At 71.5% G+C, this 19,503-nt stretch carries 12 protein-coding genes; all 12 read right to left on the bottom strand.

Going from position 1 to position 19,503, the window contains the following annotated elements; genetic code table 11:
• Positions 1 to 116 precede the first annotated feature (116 nt).
• Complete coding sequence (locus KIH31_RS07960) at positions 117 to 860, bottom strand: hypothetical protein (protein WP_250545657.1); 744 nt, start codon at positions 858 to 860, stop codon at positions 117 to 119.
• Positions 861 to 883: 23 nt separating this feature from the next.
• Complete coding sequence (locus KIH31_RS07955; RefSeq protein ID WP_214426551.1) at positions 884 to 2,359, bottom strand: serine/threonine-protein kinase; 1,476 nt, start codon at positions 2,357 to 2,359, stop codon at positions 884 to 886.
• Positions 2,356 to 3,732, bottom strand: a complete 1,377-nt coding sequence (locus KIH31_RS07950) for an FHA domain-containing protein (protein WP_214426550.1) — start codon at positions 3,730 to 3,732, stop codon at positions 2,356 to 2,358. Before KIH31_RS07950 ends, KIH31_RS07955 begins: the two co-directional genes overlap by 4 nt.
• The gene (locus KIH31_RS07945; protein WP_214426549.1) at positions 3,720 to 4,592 is read right to left on the bottom strand and encodes a PP2C family serine/threonine-protein phosphatase; all 873 of its coding nucleotides are present in this window, start codon (positions 4,590 to 4,592) and stop codon (positions 3,720 to 3,722) included. Before KIH31_RS07945 ends, KIH31_RS07950 begins: the two co-directional genes overlap by 13 nt.
• Positions 4,589 to 5,605, bottom strand: a complete 1,017-nt coding sequence (locus KIH31_RS07940; RefSeq protein ID WP_214426548.1) for an RDD family protein — start codon at positions 5,603 to 5,605, stop codon at positions 4,589 to 4,591. Before KIH31_RS07940 ends, KIH31_RS07945 begins: the two co-directional genes overlap by 4 nt.
• Positions 5,595 to 8,066, bottom strand: a complete 2,472-nt coding sequence (locus KIH31_RS07935; RefSeq protein ID WP_250545656.1) for a transglutaminaseTgpA domain-containing protein — start codon at positions 8,064 to 8,066, stop codon at positions 5,595 to 5,597. Before KIH31_RS07935 ends, KIH31_RS07940 begins: the two co-directional genes overlap by 11 nt.
• Entirely contained in the window at positions 8,063 to 9,310 is a 1,248-nt protein-coding gene (locus KIH31_RS07930) for a DUF58 domain-containing protein (RefSeq protein ID WP_214426547.1), read from the bottom strand. The genes KIH31_RS07935 and KIH31_RS07930 overlap by 4 nt, the downstream gene beginning before the upstream one ends.
• A 2-nt stretch (positions 9,311 to 9,312) precedes the next feature.
• Positions 9,313 to 10,284, bottom strand: coding sequence for a MoxR family ATPase (locus KIH31_RS07925; protein WP_214426546.1), 972 nt, complete (start codon positions 10,282 to 10,284; stop codon positions 9,313 to 9,315).
• Positions 10,285 to 10,350: 66 nt separating this feature from the next.
• A complete protein-coding gene (locus KIH31_RS07920) occupies positions 10,351 to 16,464 on the bottom strand; it encodes an Ig-like domain-containing protein (RefSeq protein ID WP_214426545.1) in 6,114 nt (2,037 codons plus the stop codon).
• Between the two features lie 176 nt (positions 16,465 to 16,640).
• Entirely contained in the window at positions 16,641 to 17,837 is a 1,197-nt protein-coding gene (locus KIH31_RS07915) for an adenylate/guanylate cyclase domain-containing protein (RefSeq protein ID WP_307857580.1), read from the bottom strand.
• Complete coding sequence (locus tag KIH31_RS07910; protein WP_214426544.1) at positions 17,834 to 18,490, bottom strand: PH domain-containing protein; 657 nt, start codon at positions 18,488 to 18,490, stop codon at positions 17,834 to 17,836. The genes KIH31_RS07915 and KIH31_RS07910 overlap by 4 nt, the downstream gene beginning before the upstream one ends.
• A complete protein-coding gene (locus KIH31_RS07905) occupies positions 18,483 to 19,391 on the bottom strand; it encodes a biotin--[acetyl-CoA-carboxylase] ligase (RefSeq protein WP_214426543.1) in 909 nt (302 codons plus the stop codon). Before KIH31_RS07905 ends, KIH31_RS07910 begins: the two co-directional genes overlap by 8 nt.
• Between the last annotated feature and the right edge of the window lie 112 nt (positions 19,392 to 19,503).

Below are 19,503 nucleotides of genomic sequence, written 5' to 3'. Positions count from 1 at the left end.
CCAGCAGACGGCGTACTCCTGCGCCCGGGGAGGTGAAACAGCGGTTTCAAGCGCGAAGGCGGCTGTTTCGCGCGTTTTACCTCCCGGCGCGGAGACCCGAACGGCGCAGCCCCAGCCTACGCGTCGTCGTCGTCCGCAACGGCGTCCAGCAGGGGCAGGTCATCCGCGGTGACCAGGTGCGAGGTGATGGCGTGCTCCACCAGCCGGGCGCGGCGGTTGGTGGCGAGCTTGCCGCCGGCTCCGCGCAGGCCGGCGACGCCGACCCGGTCCAGCTTGTCGCAGACGTTGTCGAGCTTGCGGTTGAAGCGCGTCAGCGGCCACCCGAGCCGTTTGGCGGCCTGCGCCGAGGACGGGATGGTGCTGAAGCCGGTGCCGCCGCGGCGCAGCACGGGCTCGGCGAGGGCGACGATGATCGCCTTCTGGCTCGGGGTGAAGACAACCGGTCCGATCGTGGTCGCCCCTGCACTGTCCGTTTCGCGCGGGTCGTGCCGGAAGGCCGGCGTGCGCACGTGCACCGCGAAGTCATAGGTGGTCGGCCCGGCGGTGAACACAATGTTGGTGTGCCCGAACACCAGCGGAAGCCGCGCCCCGGGTGCGAGCCAGGCCTGCATGCCGCCGGAGCCGTCCGCCACAGTCGCCGAGATCCGGCTGCCGACGTTGGAGAGCCACCAGATGCCGTCGTACTTGTCGATCTGCAGGAATTTCCGGTGCAGGTAGGGGTTGTCGTCGATTTCGAGGTCGCCCTCGCGGCCGATGGTGAAGGGGGCCCCCTCGGTTGGTTCGTGCCATTCGCCGCAGAAGTCGATGGCGAGGTCGCCGCCCGCGCCCGGCTGCCCTGTCAGGCCGGTCATGTCCGTCATGTCAGTCCTCTGTTCCCCGTCCATCAGCCCAGGCATTTCCGGGGCGGGTCCGCGGAGGCCTGGCCGTCCGCGCGGCGCAGCTGCACCTCGAGGCAGGTCCGCCCATCGGAGGCCTGCGGCACGGTCACGGTCGTCTTCTCCAGCGTCTTGTACGGCCCGTCTTTCCCGTCGGCGGTCACCGTGCGGACCATGTACTTGTCGCCCGGCTTCGGTGCCGGGTTCTTCCAGCTGAACACCACCGTCCCCGCTGCTCCTGTTCGGGCGGTAAGCCCGCTCACCTCGGGGATGAAGCCGCCGGCGTCGAGCGCGTCGGCGGGCGCCCTGCTGATGGTCACGGCAGGCCGGACCGGAGGGGCAGCCTGCGGCGAAAGGACGACGACGGCGGCTCCGGCGGCGGCGAGCACCGCGGCACCGGCGGCGACGGCCGGCCAGATCCTGCGCCGCCGGCCCTGCGGACGGTCACGGGTCGGCTCCGCGTCCGGGACCGTGGTGGTGCCCTCTGCGGGGTGGGCGCCGGCGCGGAGGTCGCGCAGCGGACGGGTGGGCGCGTCGGGATCGATCGTGAGCACGTCACGGACCTTGGTGGCCTCGGCGTCCTCGTCCTCCCCCACGTCCTCCGGGCGGCTGTCGTCGATGACCTCGAAGCTCGTCACCGGGTAGTTCAGTTCCGCCTGGATGCGCTGCAGGGCCAGTGCGAAGGCGCGCGCGGAGGGGTAGCGCGATGCCGGGTCTTTCGCCATCGTTGCGGCCAGCGCCGCCTCCAGCGAGGACGGGACGTCCGGACGCCCGAGCTGCGGCAGCGCCGTCGTCGTGATCCGGGAGATCAGGGCGCGCTGCGAGTTGTCTCCGCCGGGCAGCACGAACGGCGAGCGGCCGGCCAGCAGGGTGTAGAGCGTGGCGCCGAGGGCCCACACGTCCATCCGGACCCCGTCGCGGCCGGTGCCGGTGAAGGCTTCCGGCGGCGACCACGGGATCGACATGCCCGTGTCCGTGTCCGGTTCGGCGTCGGTGGTGCCGGAAATGCCGAAGTCGGTCAGGGCCGGCCTGTTGTAGTCGGTGACAAGGATGTTCGCGGGTTTGATGTCCCGGTGCGCGATCCCGGCGCGGTGCGCGGTCTCGACGGCACCGGCGACCTGCACCCCGATGGCCAGCACCTCGTCGACGCCGAACCGTTCACGGCGGTAGCGCACATCCAGGCTTGGCCGCGAGCAGTACTCCATGGCCAGGTAGGAGTGCCCGTCCGGGGTGATCTCGGCTTCGAAGATCGTCACGATGTACGGGTGGGAGGACAGCTGGGCCATCAGGTTGGCCTCGGACTCGAACCGTCGCCGCGCGTCCGCGGTCTTCAGGTCCGCCGCGAGCACCTTGACGGCCACCAGACGGCGGGGCCGTTCCTGCTCGTACAGATAGACGTCCGCGAACCCGCCCGAACCAAGCGACCGGACGAAGGTGAAGCCCGGCAGCTGAGGGGGCGGGGCGGACGCGCGCCTGGGGCTCACGGGACGCCTTCGAACCGGACGGTCACGTTGTCGCCGAGGTCGACCACGTCGCCGTCGAGGATCATGGCGGTTTCGCCGTGCCCGAGGCGCCGCGGTGGCTGTCCGTGGCGGACCAGGACGGTGCCGTTGGTGGACTTGAGGTCGCTGACCAGCACGTGCCAGCCGTCGAGGGCAATCTGCAGGTGGGACCGGGAGATGTCGCCGCTGGCGCTGGGCACCTGGACGAGCCGGGGCATGCCGCTGCCCTGCACGCGGGCGACAGCGGGCTGCCGGCCGACGATGACGGACCGGTCCAGGCCGATGCGTTCGCCGGTGGAGAGCACGATGCTGCCGAGAGCGGGCCGCTTCATCTGGTGGGGCGTTTCCTCCAAGGTGCTGCCGCAGACGAAGCACGCGGCGGCCACCGGCGGGTTCGCATGGCCTCGCAGGCAGGCCTTGGCGAGCACCACCGGACCGGTCGGCAGCGGACCAGCACCCGCCGGTGCCGGTGCTGCCGCGGCGGACGGGAGTTCGCTCCGCAGGATGGTGTCCCCGTCGTGGTCCCCCGCCGGCTCCGGCGCTGGTCCCGGCTCCGAACCGGGTGCGGGCGTGGACTCCGGGCCGGGTGTCGCCCGGCGCAGCCAGGGCACGGCGTCGATCAGGCTGGGGGCCGTTGCCGGCGTTGCCGGGGCCACCGGCTCCACCCGCGGCGCGGGGGCCGGCGCGCGTTCCGGCGCGGCTTCGGTGGCCAAGGCCGGTGACGGTTCCGGGATGATCGTCCGGTCCAGGTCCTCGCCCGGAGCGATGGTGTCCTCGGTCCAGGAGCCGGGTTCCGGCTCAGCGACGGGTGCAGGCACGGCGGCCGCCCGCGGCGCGGGCGCCCGTTCCGGGACCGGCGTGGGCAGCGGAGCAGGCCCAAGCGCAGGCGCCGCCTCGCCGCCAGCTGCGGTCCCCAGGCTCACCTCGAGGCCGGACAGCCGCACCACGCCCTCCAGCAGCGGAAGCCGCACGCCGTCGCCGGAAGCGGGCGTCCCCAGGGCCAGCGCCAGGCGCTGCTGGTCCGCGAGCAGTCGTTCGCTCCAGGTTGCCACCCGTTCGCCGCTGACCTGTGTCTCCGTGCCGTCGACGGCGCGGCAATTCAGCACCAGCGGCCCGCGGAGCAGCACGTGCATCTCCCTGGAGAGGCCCAGGATGGCAAACGAGGGCAGCGCCGTAATGTCGGCCCCCAACGCCGTGGTCAGCGCCCCGAGGGCCGCGGGGACCCCGCGGGCTTCCTGCAGCGAGTTCCAGATGCGTTCGACGGCGGCGTGGTCGGAGCCCGGGGGCAGCACGACGGCGATCCCGGAGCGGACGATGCCGAGCCAGTCTCCCGGGCGGTAGCTCAGAGCGACCATGTCCGGCCTCCTGCCGTGCCGTTCGAGCCTTGCTGCGGGCTCCTGAGGCCGCGCGGCAGCGTGTCGGAATCGGCTTCGTCGTCCTCGGCGGGAGCCGTCACCTCGGAGCTCCGGTGCACGCCGGGACCGGCCGCGTCCACAACGATGACCGTGATGTTGTCCCGGCCGCCGGAGCGCAGCGCGGCTTGGACGAGCTCCTCGCAGGCGCGGCCGGCGTCGTGCACTTCGGCGAGGATCCGGGCGATCTCCTCGTCCGGCACCTCCGAGGTCAGCCCGTCGGAGCAGATGAGGATGCGGTCCCCGTCCTCGACCGGGTTGAGCCAGAAGTCCGCCTCGGCGTCGCTGCCGGTGCCGAGGGCGCGGGTGACAACGTGCCGGCGCGGATGCACCAGGGCCTGCGCCGGCGTAATGCGGCCCAGGTCCACCAGCTCCTGGACCTCGGAGTGGTCAACCGTGATCTGCTCCAGTCCCCCGCCGCGCAGCCGGTAGCAGCGCGAGTCGCCGACGTTGAAGAACAGCCAGTACGGGTTGCCGCTCTCCTCCACCAGCACCACCCCGGTCACGGTGGTTCCGGCGCGCGAGCCGGTGGCCTCGCGGATGGACGCGTCCCCGGCGGCGAGGGCCAGCGCAACGTCCTCGGCACGGGTGTGCCCGGTGAGCAGCGCGCTGGCGGCGAGGGCCTCCACGCAGAGCCGGCTGGCGACCTCGCCGGCCTCGTGGCCGCCCATCCCGTCCGCCACGGCGAAAAGCGGATTCCGGGCGAGCAGCGAGTCCTCGTTGATCAGGCGGCGGAGTCCTCGGTCGGTGGCGGTGCCGAAGCGCAGTTCGATGCGGCCGGGCGTCGCGGCTTGTTGTTTCATGCGCGGCCCACCAGGAAGTGCCGGTCCCCGAAGTGCACGGTCGAGCCGTTGACCGCCAGTGACGGGCTGTCGGCGGCCAGGGCGGTGCGCACACCGTCCGGGGTGGTGATGGCGCTGCCGTTGGTGGAGTTGCGGTCCGTGACCCACAGTCCGGACGGGTCGGCCTGCAGGTGGAGGTGGGTCTTGGACACGGAGCGGCCCATGTCGGCGTAGTCGATCAGCTGCGCCACGTCCTCGCCCGGGGCCGCGGCGGGGTTCCGGCCGAGCAGCGCACTGCCGGTGATCTGCACCCGCGAGCCGTCGTCGAAGGCCGCCAGCCAGGCGGTGTCCGCGGCAGGCCGGGCCATCCGGGTCGCCTGCAGGTCATCATCAGGGTGGGCAGCCGCGTGCGGCGCGGGAGAGGAGGGCACGGGGGCTGCCTGGGCCGAGGACCAGCCGGCGGGCGACGGCGGCTGCACCGGCGCGTAGGCAGGTTCCCGACGGGACTCATCGAGTGGCTCGTCCTGGAGCTCGTCCTGGGGCGCGAAGCTTTGCGGCCCGTACAGCCCGCCGGTGGTCAGCGGGTCACGGCCGGCCTTGACGTCGCAGACCAGCGTGCGGGCCACCTTGTCGTGCCAGCCCTGCCGCTGTCCGTTCCGGTCCCACAGGTTGGACACCAGGACGACGGCGGGTCCGGCCACCGGAACAACGCCGGCAACCGCGAGGATCAGCCCGCGCAGGAAGACAGCGGCCCAACCCGGCACCTGGCCGGCTTCGTTGGTGGTCCGCAGCCCGAGGGCCAGGTTGCCGGGGGTCTTGCCGTGGGTGGCCTCCCAGCCCCACAGCCAGATGCCGTAAGCGCCGGCCAGGACCAGTCCGGCCACCAGCCACAGCAGCAGCGCGCCAACGGAGTCCGCGGCCGAAGCCAGCAACAGGCAGATGGCCCACACGGCAAGGGCAGGCAGCACATCGATCACCTTGGCGGCCAGCCGCTTGCCCGCGGAGGCGCTGACCAGTTTGAGATTAGTCGGCACTGGGACGGTCCATCCTGTTCTCCCGGGTCCCGGCGGCCTTCGGTGTTCCCGTCCTACGGGCAGATGATTCCACCCTACGAAGGTACCCTGCCGGTTTCGCCAGCGGCGAGGCTCCACGCCGGGCAAGTCTGCTTCGGGCGTCCAGCAGCAGCGAACGCGGCGAGAAGCGCGCCCGCTGGCGCTGCCACCAGCCCACGGAGTTGCGCAGTTCGGCCAGCGAGGAATCAACGTCGTTCCAGTAGGCGTCGATCTCCTCCTCCGTCGGGTGGCCCGCCCCGAAAATGGACGCATCAGCGCGGTGTGCCAGCGCCGTCGCCGACTGCCGGCTCGGCGGGAAGGCGGTCCCGATGGCGGCCGCGGTTTCCCGCCGCGTGCCCTTCGGGTCCAGCCCGGCGCCCATGTCCGTGGCCAGGCTGAACAGTTCCTTCCAGCCCCCGCCGAGGCGCTGGGCGGGGTGGCCCTCGGCGTACCGCCGGCGCCGGCGCCGGAGCTTCAGGAACACGATCAGCAGCAGCGGCAGCGCAACCACCGCCACCGGCACGAGGGCGATTCCGATCGCGGCCAGGATCGGGCCCCAGAAGAGCCACGGGTCCTGGCGCTGCTTGTCGGCGTCCAGCGCGTCCGGCGCGGAATCAGGCGGCAGCTGCGCCGGTTCCTGCGCAGGGGGCGGCGGCTGCAGCACCTGCGGCTTCGGGGTGGAACGGGGTTCCGGGTCCGGCGGGGTGGGCACGTTGTCCTTGTCCGGCGTCGGGTTGAAGGCCACCCAGCCGGCCTTGTCGAAGTCCACCTCAACCCAGGCGTGCACATCCTTGCCCTTGATCTGGACGGTGGGGGCGCCGTTGGCCGGGTCTTTGGGGTCCGGGTAAAAGCCCATCACCACGCGGGCCGGGATGCCCAGCTCCCGTGCCATCAGGGCCATCGCAACGGCGTACTGCTCGTCGTCGCCGACCATTTCCTTGCCTGTCAGCAGCGCCTTGATCCGGGCCGCCGTGTGGCCGGAGAGGCTGCGGACCTGCCCCTGCTCGACCAGGCCGTTGCTGAACTTGCCGAATTTCTGCAGGTACCGTTCGAGTGCGCGCACCCGGTCGATGGGCGTGCCGGCGTTGGCCACCAGGTCCGCGGCCTTGGTGTCCACGACCTGGGGCACGTTATCCGGCTTGGGCAGCGACACCGAGGCGAAGTCGTACTGGGCCAGCTGCGAGTCCTTGTACCGGGCGGGCTCCTCGACGTTGACGGTGTAGTTTTCCGGCGCGCTGACGCCGTTCACGCTCAGGGCGGTGTCGCTGCCGGAGTTGAAGAACAGGCCCTTGGCGGCGGAATCCTCCGCGTCCGCGAAGCCGAAGCCGCGGGCGATGTGCGCGCCCGGCAGCCAGACGCCCTGGTAGCCCTGGATACTGACCTTCAGCTGGTAGCTCTGCCCCGAGCCGGAGTCCGCGCCGCCGGCGAGGGCCCGCGCGTCCCCGACCGGCGCGAAGCTGCCGGATCCGGAGTTGTCGCTGACGTTGTAGACGGTGCCGTCGTAGGCGTCCATCGCAGCAAGCCTGACCCTGCCGTCCTTCGGCAGGCCGGAGACGGTGAACAGCACGTCGTCCTTGCGGTCCTTGACGTACTGCCGGAAGCTCATCAGCGGGCTCGGGTAGTCCTGGATGTCGAACGGCGGGTCGATCGTGTCCCTGAGCACGCGCCGGTCATCCCCCGCGCTGAGGGCCGGGCCCGCGGCCATCGCAGCGGCCGCGGAGACGACAAGGATGCCCGCGCCGAACCCGAGCCGCCGAAGGCTACGCGCGCGGTCCGGCCGCGGCCCGGAGGCACCGGCGAGGGCTGGCTGCCGGCGGGCGGTCTCGCGGCGGTAGGCCAGCCATGCGACCAGGCCGGCCGCGGTGAGCGCGCCGCGCGGGACGGCCCAGAAGGCCTCGCTGGTGCCGAAGGCGATGCCGGCCACAAAGAGGGCCAGCACCGGCAGCGCCGCCCAGTAGGGGTGCCGGGCCCGCCAGGCCAGCGTCCCGGCCACCAGTGCGCACAGCAGGGACGCCAGGAACGGGACCACCAGCATGCCGCCGGACACCCCGACCGGCGCGGCGACGGTCAGCAGGTCCTTCCACGAAGTGACAATGCCGGCCAGGAGCAGCCGCAGCGAAACCAGCGAGGGCAGCACTCCGAACAGCGCTTCCCGCGGAGCCGCGAGCGCGCTGCCGAACAGCAGGTAAGCCGCCGCGGCGGTGCCGGCGGTGGCGGCCGCGCCGAAGCGGCGCCGCGCGGCGAGGGCGGCGACACCCAGGCCGAGCAGGATGCCGCCGGCGCCGGCCAGAAGGTAGCGCGGGTCGGACCCGAAGGTCGGTGCGAATCCGAGCAGCCCGGTGGCCAGCAGCAGCGCGAGCACGGCGGCGTCGAGCAGGGCCCCTGATGCTTCCCGGAGGGCTGGGCGGCCGGCTCGCGGGCGCCGGGGTGCGGGAGCGCTCATGCCGCAGCCTTCCGCAGCACTGCTCCGAGTTCGCGCAGGTCCCCGACGGTGAGCACGTTCAGGTCCGCGATGGCGGACCTTGCAGCACGCGCACCGGACTCGCAGCGAACGGCGAAGCAGCGGACCCCCGGCGGCACCGACGCCGCGCAGCTGCGCAGCTGCGCGGGAGTGACGTGGCTGCCGACGACGAAGAACACCACCGAGGCGTTCGGCACCGCGTCGCTGAGGTTCCGGGCGACGTCGACGGCGCCCGCACGCATCGCGGCCCCTTCGAGCCGGGTCAGGTCATCGAGCAGGTTCCTGCCGGAACTGCAGCGCAGCGGCCCGCGCTGGGTCATCGCGCTCAGTTCCCGCTGCTCACTGATCGCCTGCCGCCCGATGGAGCCGGCCACGGAGACAGCCAGCTCGAAGGAGTCCTCGCCGTCATATTCGTCGGTGTTGGTGGACAAGGCGATGGCCAGGTGCGCGCGCCGCGTCTCCTCGAACTGGCGGACCATGAGCTTGCCGGTGCGCGCCGTCGTCTTCCAGTGGATGTGGCGGCGGTCGTCCCCCGGCACGTAGTCGCGCAGCGCGTGGAAGGATACGTCCGCGCTGGAGAGCTCGGTCGTGGGCAGGCCCTCCAGGTCACGGATGAACCCGGCGGCGGAACCCGCCAGCGCCGTGGTGCGCGGGTGGACATACAGGTCGGTCGGTTCGGTCCAGAGCATCTGGCGGCGCAGCAGGTGCAGCGGGTCCGCCCGGACCGAGCGCACCGGGCCGACGACGATCACGGCGCGGCGGGCGGTGGGGATGGTGAAGAGGTCCTCGTGCACCTGTCCGGGCTTCATCCGCGGCAGGTGGAACACCGCCGTCGCACCGCCCACCGGCAGCTCAAGCGACGCGGGCAGCAGGGCCTTGGCGGAGGCGTTCGCGACGCTGATGCTGCCCACGGCCCGCTCCCCCACGGCCACCCGGCTGCGGGCAAGGTCCAGGTCGACTCCGTAGGCGGAGCGGCCCACAATGAACCCGGCCGCCATCAGCAGGAGCAGGGCCGCGGCGAGGGCGGCAACCTGCGCTTCTTCCCAGCCGTAGCTCGACCCCAGGACCCAGAGCACAAGGGCGCCCCCGGCCACCATCCAGCCGAGCGGGCTGACAATCCCGAGGACAGGCACCGCGAACCGGCGGTAGAGGGCAGCGGCCCGGGCCGCGGCGGGCTCGAGGGACAGCCGAGCCACCTTCACTGACTCGGACAGCAGGGATGCCATTCCTAGGCGGACGCGCGCTGCTGCGGCGCCGCGACGTCGGCCAGGATCCGCGCCAGCACGGCCTCCGGGGTGGCGCCGGAAAACTCGGCCTCCGGGTCCATGACGAACCTGTGGGTCCAGACCACGGGGGCGAGCTCCTTGACGTCGTCGGGCAGCACGTAGTTCCGGGCCTGCGAGGCGGCCCAGACCTTGGCGGCCCGGACCATCGCCAGGGCGCCGCGGACGCTCACGCCCAGCCGCGTCTCGGGCGCCTGGCGGGTCTGGGCGCACAGCCGGGAGATGTACTCCAGGACGGCGGTGTCCACGTGGGTGCCGGCAGCCAGGTCCGCCATGTCCGCCACCGCTTGCGTGGTGATGACAGGGCTGAGCTCCCGGGAACGGTCCCGGACGGTGGCGCCGGAGAGCAGCGCCACCGTCGACTCGTGGTCCGGGTAGCCGATCGACGTCTTGACCAGGAACCGGTCCAGCTGTGCCTCCGGCAGCCGGTAGGTGCCGGCCTGCTCGATCGGGTTCTGGGTGGCGAGCACCATGAAGGGCCGCCCTGCTTCGTAGGTGGTGCCGTCCACGGTGACCCGGGATTCCTCCATGACTTCCAGCAGCGCCGACTGGGTCTTCGGCGAGGCGCGGTTGATTTCGTCGGCGAGCACGATGTTGGCGAAGATCGGGCCCTTGTGGAACTCGAACTGCTGGGTGCGCTGGTCGTAGATCGTCACGCCGGTCACGTCCGAAGGCAGCAGGTCCGGGGTGAACTGGATGCGGGAGTCGGAGCCCTGGACCGTGGCAGCGAGGGCGCGGGCGAGCGAGGTCTTCCCGGTGCCGGGGGCGTCCTCGAAGAGCACGTGGCCCTCGGCGAGCATGGCCATCAGGGTCAGCCGGACCACGTGGGCCTTGCCCAGCACGGCGTGGCCGACGTTGGCGACGAGCTTCTCGAACGTGTCCGCGAACCACGCAGCCTGCTCTGCGGTCATTGCCATGGGTTGGTGTTCCTTACTGTGTGGGTGGGTGCGGGGAGGCTCGACGGCGGTATGCGGCGGTGGCTGTCAGCCGCAGCCGATGGCCGGCCCGTTGACGTCCACGGTATCCGTCCGGACCCAGCGGCTGCTCTGCGGCCCGCTGGTCATGTGGTACCACGGCGTGTTGTTGGAGCCGAAGATGTGCGAGCACCTGTCGATGTCGACCCAGCCGTCCGCGTAGTCGAGCCAGTGGCCGCCCAGGTTGTTGTTTCCGCCGGGCGACGGGTAGCCGTCGCAGGTCGCGTTGGGTGGCGGCGTGTAGGCTCCGTCGCTGCCGTTGGTGGTGCAGGAGTGCCACGTGCCCGCCTGGACCCGGACCGTCGTCTTCGGCGGCGGCGGCTTGGAGCCGCTGCTGGCGGTGGCCGAGGCAATCGGCCCGGCGGTGCCGACCGAGTTGATGTTCTGCACGTCCAGCCGGTGGGTCGTGGAGTAGTCGCCGGTCCCGAAAGTCCGGCTGCCGGAGGAGTTCACCGACTCCCAGGCGCCGCCGTCGAACCGGATCCGGGTGCTGGCGATGTCCCGGTTCGAGGGTGCGGACCACGAGAAGCTCACCGACTGCTGCCCGCTGCCGCCGTTGGAGCCGGAGACGCCGGGCTGGCCGGGGTTGCCGTAGGGCCGGGTGGCGGCACTCGGACTGCTGGCGTCCCCGGTGAGCGAGCTCGCCGCGGAGTGCGCCGTGATCGTGATGCGCGTTGCGGTGCCGTTGGTGAAGCCGCCGATCACGCCGCCGCCGGCCGGTATGGGCCCGGACTGCCCAGTGGTGGCGATGTAGCTGTAGCTGATCTCGGCGGCGGTGGCGCCGTTGCGCTGGCTGGCCGTGAGCGGCTGGAAGGTGACATCGAGCTCGTGCCCGCTGGCTCCCGTGTTGGCCGGCGTCGCTGTCGGAGTCCCCACCGTGCCGGGCTTGCCGCTGGCCCGCAGCGCCGCGGACTGCGGGCTGTCCGGGCCGTTGCCGGCCTTGTTCTCGGCCGAGACGGTGAACGTGTAGCTGGACTCCGAATTCGGCGCCGTCACCGTGGTCGTGGTGGCGTTGCCGGGCACGTCGACCCGGTCCACGACGGCGCCGCCGCGGAGCACCTTCACGTGGTAGGTCTTGATCGGGTCGCCGTTGATGAAAGGCTGTGTCCAGTTCACCTGGATCTGGCTCTGCGACCCCACGGAGGACACCGAAGCCGCCGTCGGCGCCGCCGGCCTGCCGGGCAGCCCGGCAGGAGTGTCAGCGGCCGAATACGCGCTGAAATCCGACGGCGTCGGAGCGTCGTTGCTGGCCTGCACCCGCACCTTGTACGCCACACCGTTCTGCAGCCCGGTCCAGCTGTAGCTGTTGCCGGTGACCTTGTTGCGCGCCGCGACGCCGTCCGGGGCCGGCGGTGAGAGTTCGAGGTTGTAGTTCTTCACCGGGGACCCGGCGCTGCGCGGCGTGGTCCAGGTGACGGCCAGGCTCTTGTCCCCGGCCTTGACGGTCGGGGCGGCCGGGGTGTCGGGCTTGACGTCGGGGCGCACCTGGTTGGAACTGACGGAAGCCGGCGAAGTGCCGACAGCGTTCGTGGCGGTGACAGTGAAGGTGTAGGGCACGTTGTTGGTCAAGCCGGTCAGGGTGCAGGTGGTGGCGGCGCAGTCCTGCCGGAACCCGTTGCTTCCCTGGACGGTGTACTTCGTGATCGGCGAGCCGTTGTCCGCCGGCGGCTGCCACGTCAGTACCGCCGACTGGTCACGGACGTCGCTGGCCCGGGGCGCGGAAGGAGCGTCGGGCTTGCCCTTGACGGTCAGCCGGATCCGGCCGTCGGCGCGGCGCAGCGGGTCCCCTGTCTTATCTTCCACGGTGTACCGGACCACCATGACCCCTGTGTAGCTCTCGGCCGGGGTGACGCTGACCGAGGATCCGGAGACGCTTGGGGCTCCGGTGGTGTTGCCGGTTTCGACCTGCGCGCTGACGATCTTCAGCGCCGATTCCGGGAACGGGTTGAAGTCGTTTGCGAGGACATTCACCGTCTCGGTGCGGCCCGCGTGCGCGTCGGCGACGACGTCGTCGTTGGCCACCGGCAGCGGCTTGTTCGAGGCGACAACTGTCAGGTTGACCGTCGCCTTGGCCTCGTTGCGTCCGTCGGAGACCTTCAGCGGCACGCTCGCCCGGGTCCCCACCGCGGCGGCATCATTGGCCGTGGCCCGCAGTGTGCTGCCGTCGAGGGAGAGCCCGAACCCGGCCGGCCGGGCGCCGTCGAAGTCGAACTTCAACGTGTCGCCCTGGTCCGGGTCGGTGGCCAGCGCGGACAGGTCCAGGGTGGCCGGTTCGCCCTTGGGCACGTCGAGTTCGCTGCCTTGGAACACCGGCGGGTGGTTGGCATTCGGGTCCGGGATGACCTTGGTGAGGATGGTCAGGGTGGACTTGAGCCCGGCGTTGTCGTCCGGGCCGGTGCCGTCGGTGACTTCGAATGTCACCGAGCCGGGTCCGGCGTAGTCCGGCAGCGCCCGGTAGGTCAGCGCTGTCCCGTTGGCGGCGATGACGTCGGTGGCCGAACCGCCGATCACCTTGATCCGGTCGGCCTGGGTCAGCCGGGGGCTGCGGCCCTGCCGCACGACGACGTAGTCGTTCAGGTTCAGCGTCACGGCCTGCCCGGCCTTGACCTCCACCGGTCCCGACTTGGAGAGCGTCGGGTACTGCTGGCCCTTGCCCGGGACCCAGATCACTGCGGTCGCGTCCAGGTTGTCGATGTCCGTCACCGTGTACGGGATCAGCTGCGGCTGGTCCGTGAGCGTGACGATCACGTTGCCGCTGCCGCCCGCGCGGGCCGTCTGCGGGTTGCCGGGGAAGCTGATTTTCAGCTGGTCCGTGGTGCCGTCCGGGTCCTCATCGTTCTTGAGCACGGGCACGTCCACAGCGGTCTTGCCCAGTGTTTCGGCTTCGGTGACATGGTCGTCCCGGGCGATCGGGGCGCGCAGCGGCGCGTTCGGGCTGACCGTGACCCGCAGGCTGGCCTTCGCGGGCGCCTTCTTGCTGTCGTGGATCGTGTAGCCGATGGTCTCGGTGCCCTCCGCCGACGGGGCGGTGAACACCACCCGGCCCTGGTCGCTGGCGTGCGCGCCCAGCTCCGGCTTGGCCGTGAAGCCGTTGGTGCTGAGGCTGATCGGGTCCCCGTCCGGGTCGCTGTCATTGGAGAGCACGTCGGCGGCCACCTGGCGGCCCGGCCGGACCGTCAGGAAGTCATCGACCGCGAGCGGCTTCTGGTTGACCTCCTCGGCGGGGGCGATGCCGACGACGACGGTGGCGGTGTTTTCCGCGCCGATTCGGTCCCGCACGCGGTACGTGAAGGTGTCCGTGCCGGAGGTCCCCGCTGCCGCGGTGTAGTCAATGAAGCCGCTGCCGGCCACGGCGGTGCCCATCGACGGCGCCTGGTCCACGCCGACGAGCTGCACCGAGTCGCCGTCGGGATCGATCCCGTCCAGCGGCACCGGCACGCGCACGCTCATGCCGGCGACGACGCGGCCGGTGAGGTTCTTCGGCTGCGGGCGGGAGTTGTGTTCGTCGTCGCGGGGCAGGATGTGGATGGTGACCTGCGCGGAGTCCTTCTGGCCCGACTCGTTGAGCACGTTGTAGACGCCGTAGACCGTCTTCGGGGTGTTCCCGGCGATGAAGCGCAGCGTGTTCTCGGCCGCGAACAGCCGCCCGTCCGCCCCGTCGACGGGCTGCGGCAGGGTCCGGTCCAGGGTGAGCTTGCCGCCGTTGGGGTCGGTGTCGTTGCCGAGCACGTCAATGGTGGCGACGTCGTTGACCCGGACGTTGATCTCGTCCGGTTTGGCCTGCGGGGGCCGCAGCTTCCCAGGGGCGGGCACGACCGCGATCGAAATGTCCCCCGTGGCGGAGGCGGTGCCGTTGGAGACGGTGTACTTCATGGACAGCTGGCCGGACGCGCCATTGGCGTCGGAGATCCGGACGACGTCGTGGTCGATCAGGGTGGCGGTGAACGGTGAGCCGGGCGGCACCGAAATGGACTGCGCCACCAGCACCCCGCCAGACGGGTCGGTGTCGTTGCCCAGCACGTCAACCAAGGTGCTTCCGCCGGCCGGGAGCAGCGCGACGTCGCGCACCGCCACGGGCGCGCCGTCCTCCTTGCCGGAGACGACGTCGACCCGGATCAGGCCGGTGGTGCTGGCCGGGCCGTTGGTGACCAGATAGGTCAGGTAGTGCGCTCCGACGGTGCCGGAGCGGAAAGTGAGGGTCTGCGAGTCAGCGTTCAGGGCCGTCTCAGCGTTCGGGTCCTGTGCCACCTGGGCCAGCCGGAGCGCCCCGGCGTTGGGATCGATGTCGTTCTTGAGCGGATTGATGACCAGGTCCTGGCCGGCGACGGCGGTCACGTGGTCGGCGTTGGCAACCGGGGCGAGCGCGCCGTCGGCCCGCACGTCGACGTAGACCTTGCCCTCGGCGCTGGCCGTCCCGTCCGAGACAGTGACCGTCACCGTGCGCCGGCCGGGTTTGCCGCCGCCGTCCTGGAAGGTGAGCAGCCCGTCCGGCCGGGTCTTGACCTCGTCCTGAGGATTGTCCGAGCGGGCGGACACCAGGAACATGTCATCCCCCTCCGCGTCGGCCCAGTCGGAGAGGATGTTCTGGCTCAGCGACTTGCCGGACTGCAGCGTGAACTTGGTGTCGCGCTTTTGCTTCGGCGCGGTGTTCTGTTCCGGCGGGATGACATTCAGTGACACCTGCGCCGTCCCTGTGCCGCCCCGGCCGTCGCTGGCCGTGTACCGGAACGCATCCGAGCCGGACTTGCCTGCCGGGACAGTGATCTGGAAGCCGGTCCCGCCGTAGACCTGCTGCAGGCTGCCGATCCCCGGGCCGTCACCGGCCACAGCGGTGGTGAGCAGGTCCCCGTCCGGGTCCGAGTCGTTGTCGAGGACCGGCAGCAGCGTGGTCTTGCCCGCACGGACGCCGTAGCTGTCCGGCTTGACCTCCGGCGGCCGGTTCGGCTTGGTCCGGTCCGGGAGCGTGGTCTGGTTGGTCTGGTCCGCCGATTCCTTGTCCTGCAGCTTGTCCGACTTGTCCGTCGGGGGAATCACGTCATCCCAGTTGTTCACCAGCTGCAGGTTCTGGTTGACCATCCACACGTTGCCGCTGTTGACGTCGTTGAGCACGACCACGCTGCGGTTGACCCGGAACACGAGCGAGGAGCGGGCCGAGGCCGAGGGGATGTCGGCTTTCTTGTTGTCCGCGCTGTTGAGGCAGTCGCGCACGTACTTGTTGGAGCCGGACCAGGCCGCGTGCACGCAGCCGTCCTGCTGCACAGGTGCCGTCGTCACGCCGGAGGCACCGACGTCGACCCTCGTCGCCGCGCTGCCGTCCAGAGGCTGCTTGAGCAGCGCCGACCGGGTGGCGACGGCCACGAAGGAGCTTTCCGGGCCGCTCTGCTGCAGCCGCGCGTCCGCGGCGTTGTCCACGTGGACCGTCCTGCCACCGGGAAGGTAGAGGGTGCCGGTGCCCGGGTCGAGCAGCACGGGCTTGCTGCCGACGACGGCCAGCTGCGGGTTGGAGGCGCCCTTGAGCCCTTCCAGGGTGCTCACGTCCTGGCCGGCGACGGCACCGCTTGCGTCCACGCGGGTGGCCCGGAGCTCGCCGGTCTTCACGTCCGCGCTGTAGATCACGTCGTTCTTCCCGACGGTGACCGCCGAACCCGGAGAAACGGATGCCACCGGGTCGGAAGCCTGCTCGCTGAACGAGCCCAGGGTGTCGGGTGTGGCCGCCCAGACCTTGCCGCGGGAGCGGTCCGAGATGGCGAGCAGGTCGGTGCCAAAGGACACCTCCGCGGAGCCGGGCAGCTTCTTGTCCGAGGTGAGCTTCACGTCCGGCACGTCGATCGGGTTGAGGATGGCCGAGGCCTGGTCGTCCATGAAGACGGTGCCGGCGTTCTGCAGCACGTCGAACGAGTTGCTCGCCGGAAGGACCGCGCCGTCGAGGACCTTGGACTGATAGTTCAGGTGGCCGATCGCGTTGTTGGTCTTGCTGGTGACCCAGACGCCGCCGTCGTTGAGGTCGACCTGGGCCGTCTTGAAACCCGGATACATGATGGCGCCGGCGACGAGGACGGCTCCGACGGCTGAGAAAGCGGTCGCGGACAGAGCGGTCCGCTGGCGCTTTCCGAGACCGCGCATGGAAAAGAGTCGTCTCACAGTGGATATTCCCCCGGCTGTACTGCTGCCCCCGTGTGCCCCCGCAATGGCGGCCACGGGCCAGTCTACGGAAAAGCGGCGCCGGGTGCGATGGGGAGATCTCCCCGGGCCCGATCCAAGAGGCCCGTCTCCAGGCGCGCCGTATGCAGGCGGCCGGCCTAGTCGAAGACCAGCCCTGCGCCGCGGCCGCGGGTGAGCCGGTACGGGTGGATCTCGCCGAACCCGCGGACCATCTGCACCTCCTGCGGGACCAGGACGAACCGCTCGTCCTGGCTCAGCGAGGCCGCCGTCACGCCGTCCACCAGGACCGTCCCGGGTTCGGCGAGCGCCGTCAGCCGGGCCGCCAGGTTCACGGTGGGGCCGTAAATGTCGCCCAGCCGGGACAGCACGCGGCCCCAGACCATGGAGACGCGCGCATCCGGCAGCAGCTCGTCCTCCGCCATCGCCTCGGCGAGCGCGAGCGAAATCTCCGCCCCCGCCACCGGGGTCTCGCAGTTGAAGAGCACTTCGTCGCCGACCGTCTTCACCAGGCGGCCGCCGCCGATCGAAATGATTTCGGCGCACTTGTTCTCGAAGCGCTGCACCAGCTGGGCCAGCGTCTTTTCGTTCATCCGGCGGGAGAGGCTGGTGTAGGAGACCAGGTCCGCGAAGCCGACGGCGCGGGCCAGCGGCAGCGGAGCGTCGTCCTCGTCGCCTTCGCGTCCCTCGGCGCTGGCCTCGAGGCCGGCCTGGGCGCGGACGGCCAGTCGCTGCACGCCGGCGCTGAGCTGGCGGCGCCAGGAGTAGACCAGCATCTTCTCCAGCGGCTCCACGAGCTCCGGCAGCTCCTCGACGAGTTTCTTGCGGGCGACGGCGTCGGGAATCCCGCGCTGGACCACCATGTCCTCGACCAGCGCCTCCACCTGCCAGACCACCATGCGGTCCGTCATCTGGCCGACGGCGCGGGTCACGGAGATGGCCGCTTCCTCGGTGAGCTTGCCCTCGCGGACCAGGTTGATCACTGTGGTCAGCGCCTCCAGGTCGGTCTCGGTGAACGCGACGTCGTCGTCGCCGAGGTTCGGGAAGCCCATGGCGCGCCAGAGTTTGCGGGCCGAGAGCAGCGAGACCCCGGCCGCCGCCGCGACCTCGCGGCGCTTGAGCGTGCGTTCGCCGCCGAGCAGCCGGGCTTCGAGTTCCCGCGCGGCACGGCGTTCATTGGTGGCCCGTTCGCTGGAGCCGCGCACGCCGGCCCCGGGCTCCGCGCTGCCGGACGCCGCGGGCGGTTGCTGGTGTGGTTGCTGGGGCGGTTGCTGGTCTGACAGGTTGGGCGCCAGGTCGGCCGGCATGCCGGACCGGCCCGATTGCTGCTCCGTCACTGTGCTTCGCCTCCCGTCCTGTTCCATGCGCTCTCCCCCGGGCCCTGCCGCCCGTCCGGGCCCTGCCGCCAGTCCGGGCCCTGCCGCCCGTCCGGGCCTGGGCCCTCGAACGGGCCGGCCGCGCCGTACCCATCAAACATAGCCGTCTGCGGCAGGTCCTCGATCGCCTCGACCGCAATGGCGCGGAACCTGTCGACTTCGGGGACGTCGGCGAGCACGCTGGACCCCTCGGCGCCGAGATCCATGACGAGATTCCCGCTGCGCAGGAACCGCTGCAGCAGGCTCTGCCGGCAGTCCAGGCTGCGCACCGCCGCGAGCGGGTACTGCTGCTCCGAGCGGCGCAGCAGCCCGCGGCGGGCAATCAGCCGCCGGCTGGTGAGCAGATAGCGCGTCCCGGCCCACTCCAGCAGCCGGCGCAGGCAGAAGAACAACAGCACCAGCACGGTGGCCGCCAGCAGCGCCAGGGTCAGGCTGTCGCGCGCATCAGCCAGGGCCGGGGCGGTCGCGGCCAGGTCCTTGCGGCGCAGCAGCGCAGCCGCGTAGGCACACAGCGCCGGGGCGAGCACGAACACCACGGAGGGCCAGACGAGCGAGCGGCCCTGCGGGCGGGTGACAACGATCGTTTGCTCCCCGGGAAGGAGGGCTCTACGCATCGCTGCCGTTGCCGCCGTCGTGCCGCCGCAGGTGGATGACGTCCCCGGCAGTGACGGTGTGCTCGCGGCCGGCGGCGTCCACGATCCGGAGCGCCCCCTCGTCGTCGAGCCGGTCCGCGATGCCGATGAGCTGGTGGTCCCCGGGCAGCTGGGCGCGGACGCTCTGGCCGAGGGTGACCATCACCTCGGTGACCCGGTGCTTCAGCGACGGGCCGCCGTCCAGACCAGCCGTTGCGTCGCCGTCGGCGCGGCAGAACGCCCGGTAGAGCCGGCTGAACTCGTGCAGATAGGCGTCAAGCAGCGCGGTACGGTCCAGCCGGGGAGCGGCTCCGGCCCCGGCGGAAACTTCCGCGAGCTCCGCACGCAGCGAGGTGGCAGTGGGCACCGGCAGGTCCGCAGGGGCGACGTCGACATTCAGCCCGGTGCCGACGACGACGGGCGGCAGGCCGTCGGCTCCGGCAGGACCGAGCTGGGCGAGGATGCCTGCCAGCTTGCGGTCCCCCACCAGAACGTCGTTGGGCCACTTCAGGGCCGCCGTGACCCCGGCAACGGACTCGACAGCAGCCACGGCCGCCAGCGCGGCGAGCAGGGAGAGCCAGGCGTAGGCGCGTACCGGCAGCGCGGCCCCGCCCGGGCCGGCCGGACGCAGCAGCACGCTGACGAGCATTGCGGAGCGGGCCGGAGCGGTCCAGGACCGGTCGAGCCTGCCGCGGCCGTGGGCCTGGTACTCGGCGGCAAGCACGCTCAGGTCGGGATAGGCGTCGGCGCCCTCGGCCGCGGCGCGCACCAGGTCCGCGTTGGTGGAATCCGTCTCCGCGACAACGTCAAGACGCGCAACGCCGTCCGGTCCGAGCACTCCGGAGCGGAGCCGGTCGAGGTCGAGGGGTGCGCGGGATTCCATAGCAACGATCTTAGCGATCCGTGCTGTGTCCCGGCCGGGAAGCGCGGGCGGGGCCGACTCTGCCCCGCCGAGCCCGAGCGGCCAGTTGCGGCGGCCTCCCGCGCCGGAAGGG

This window comes from Paenarthrobacter sp. DKR-5 (genome assembly GCF_018531425.1).
GTDB lineage: Bacteria > Actinomycetota > Actinomycetes > Actinomycetales > Micrococcaceae > DKR-5.
The sequence above is the reverse complement of the archived record's forward strand: the minus strand, read 5'-3'. Positions and strand labels throughout refer to the sequence as shown.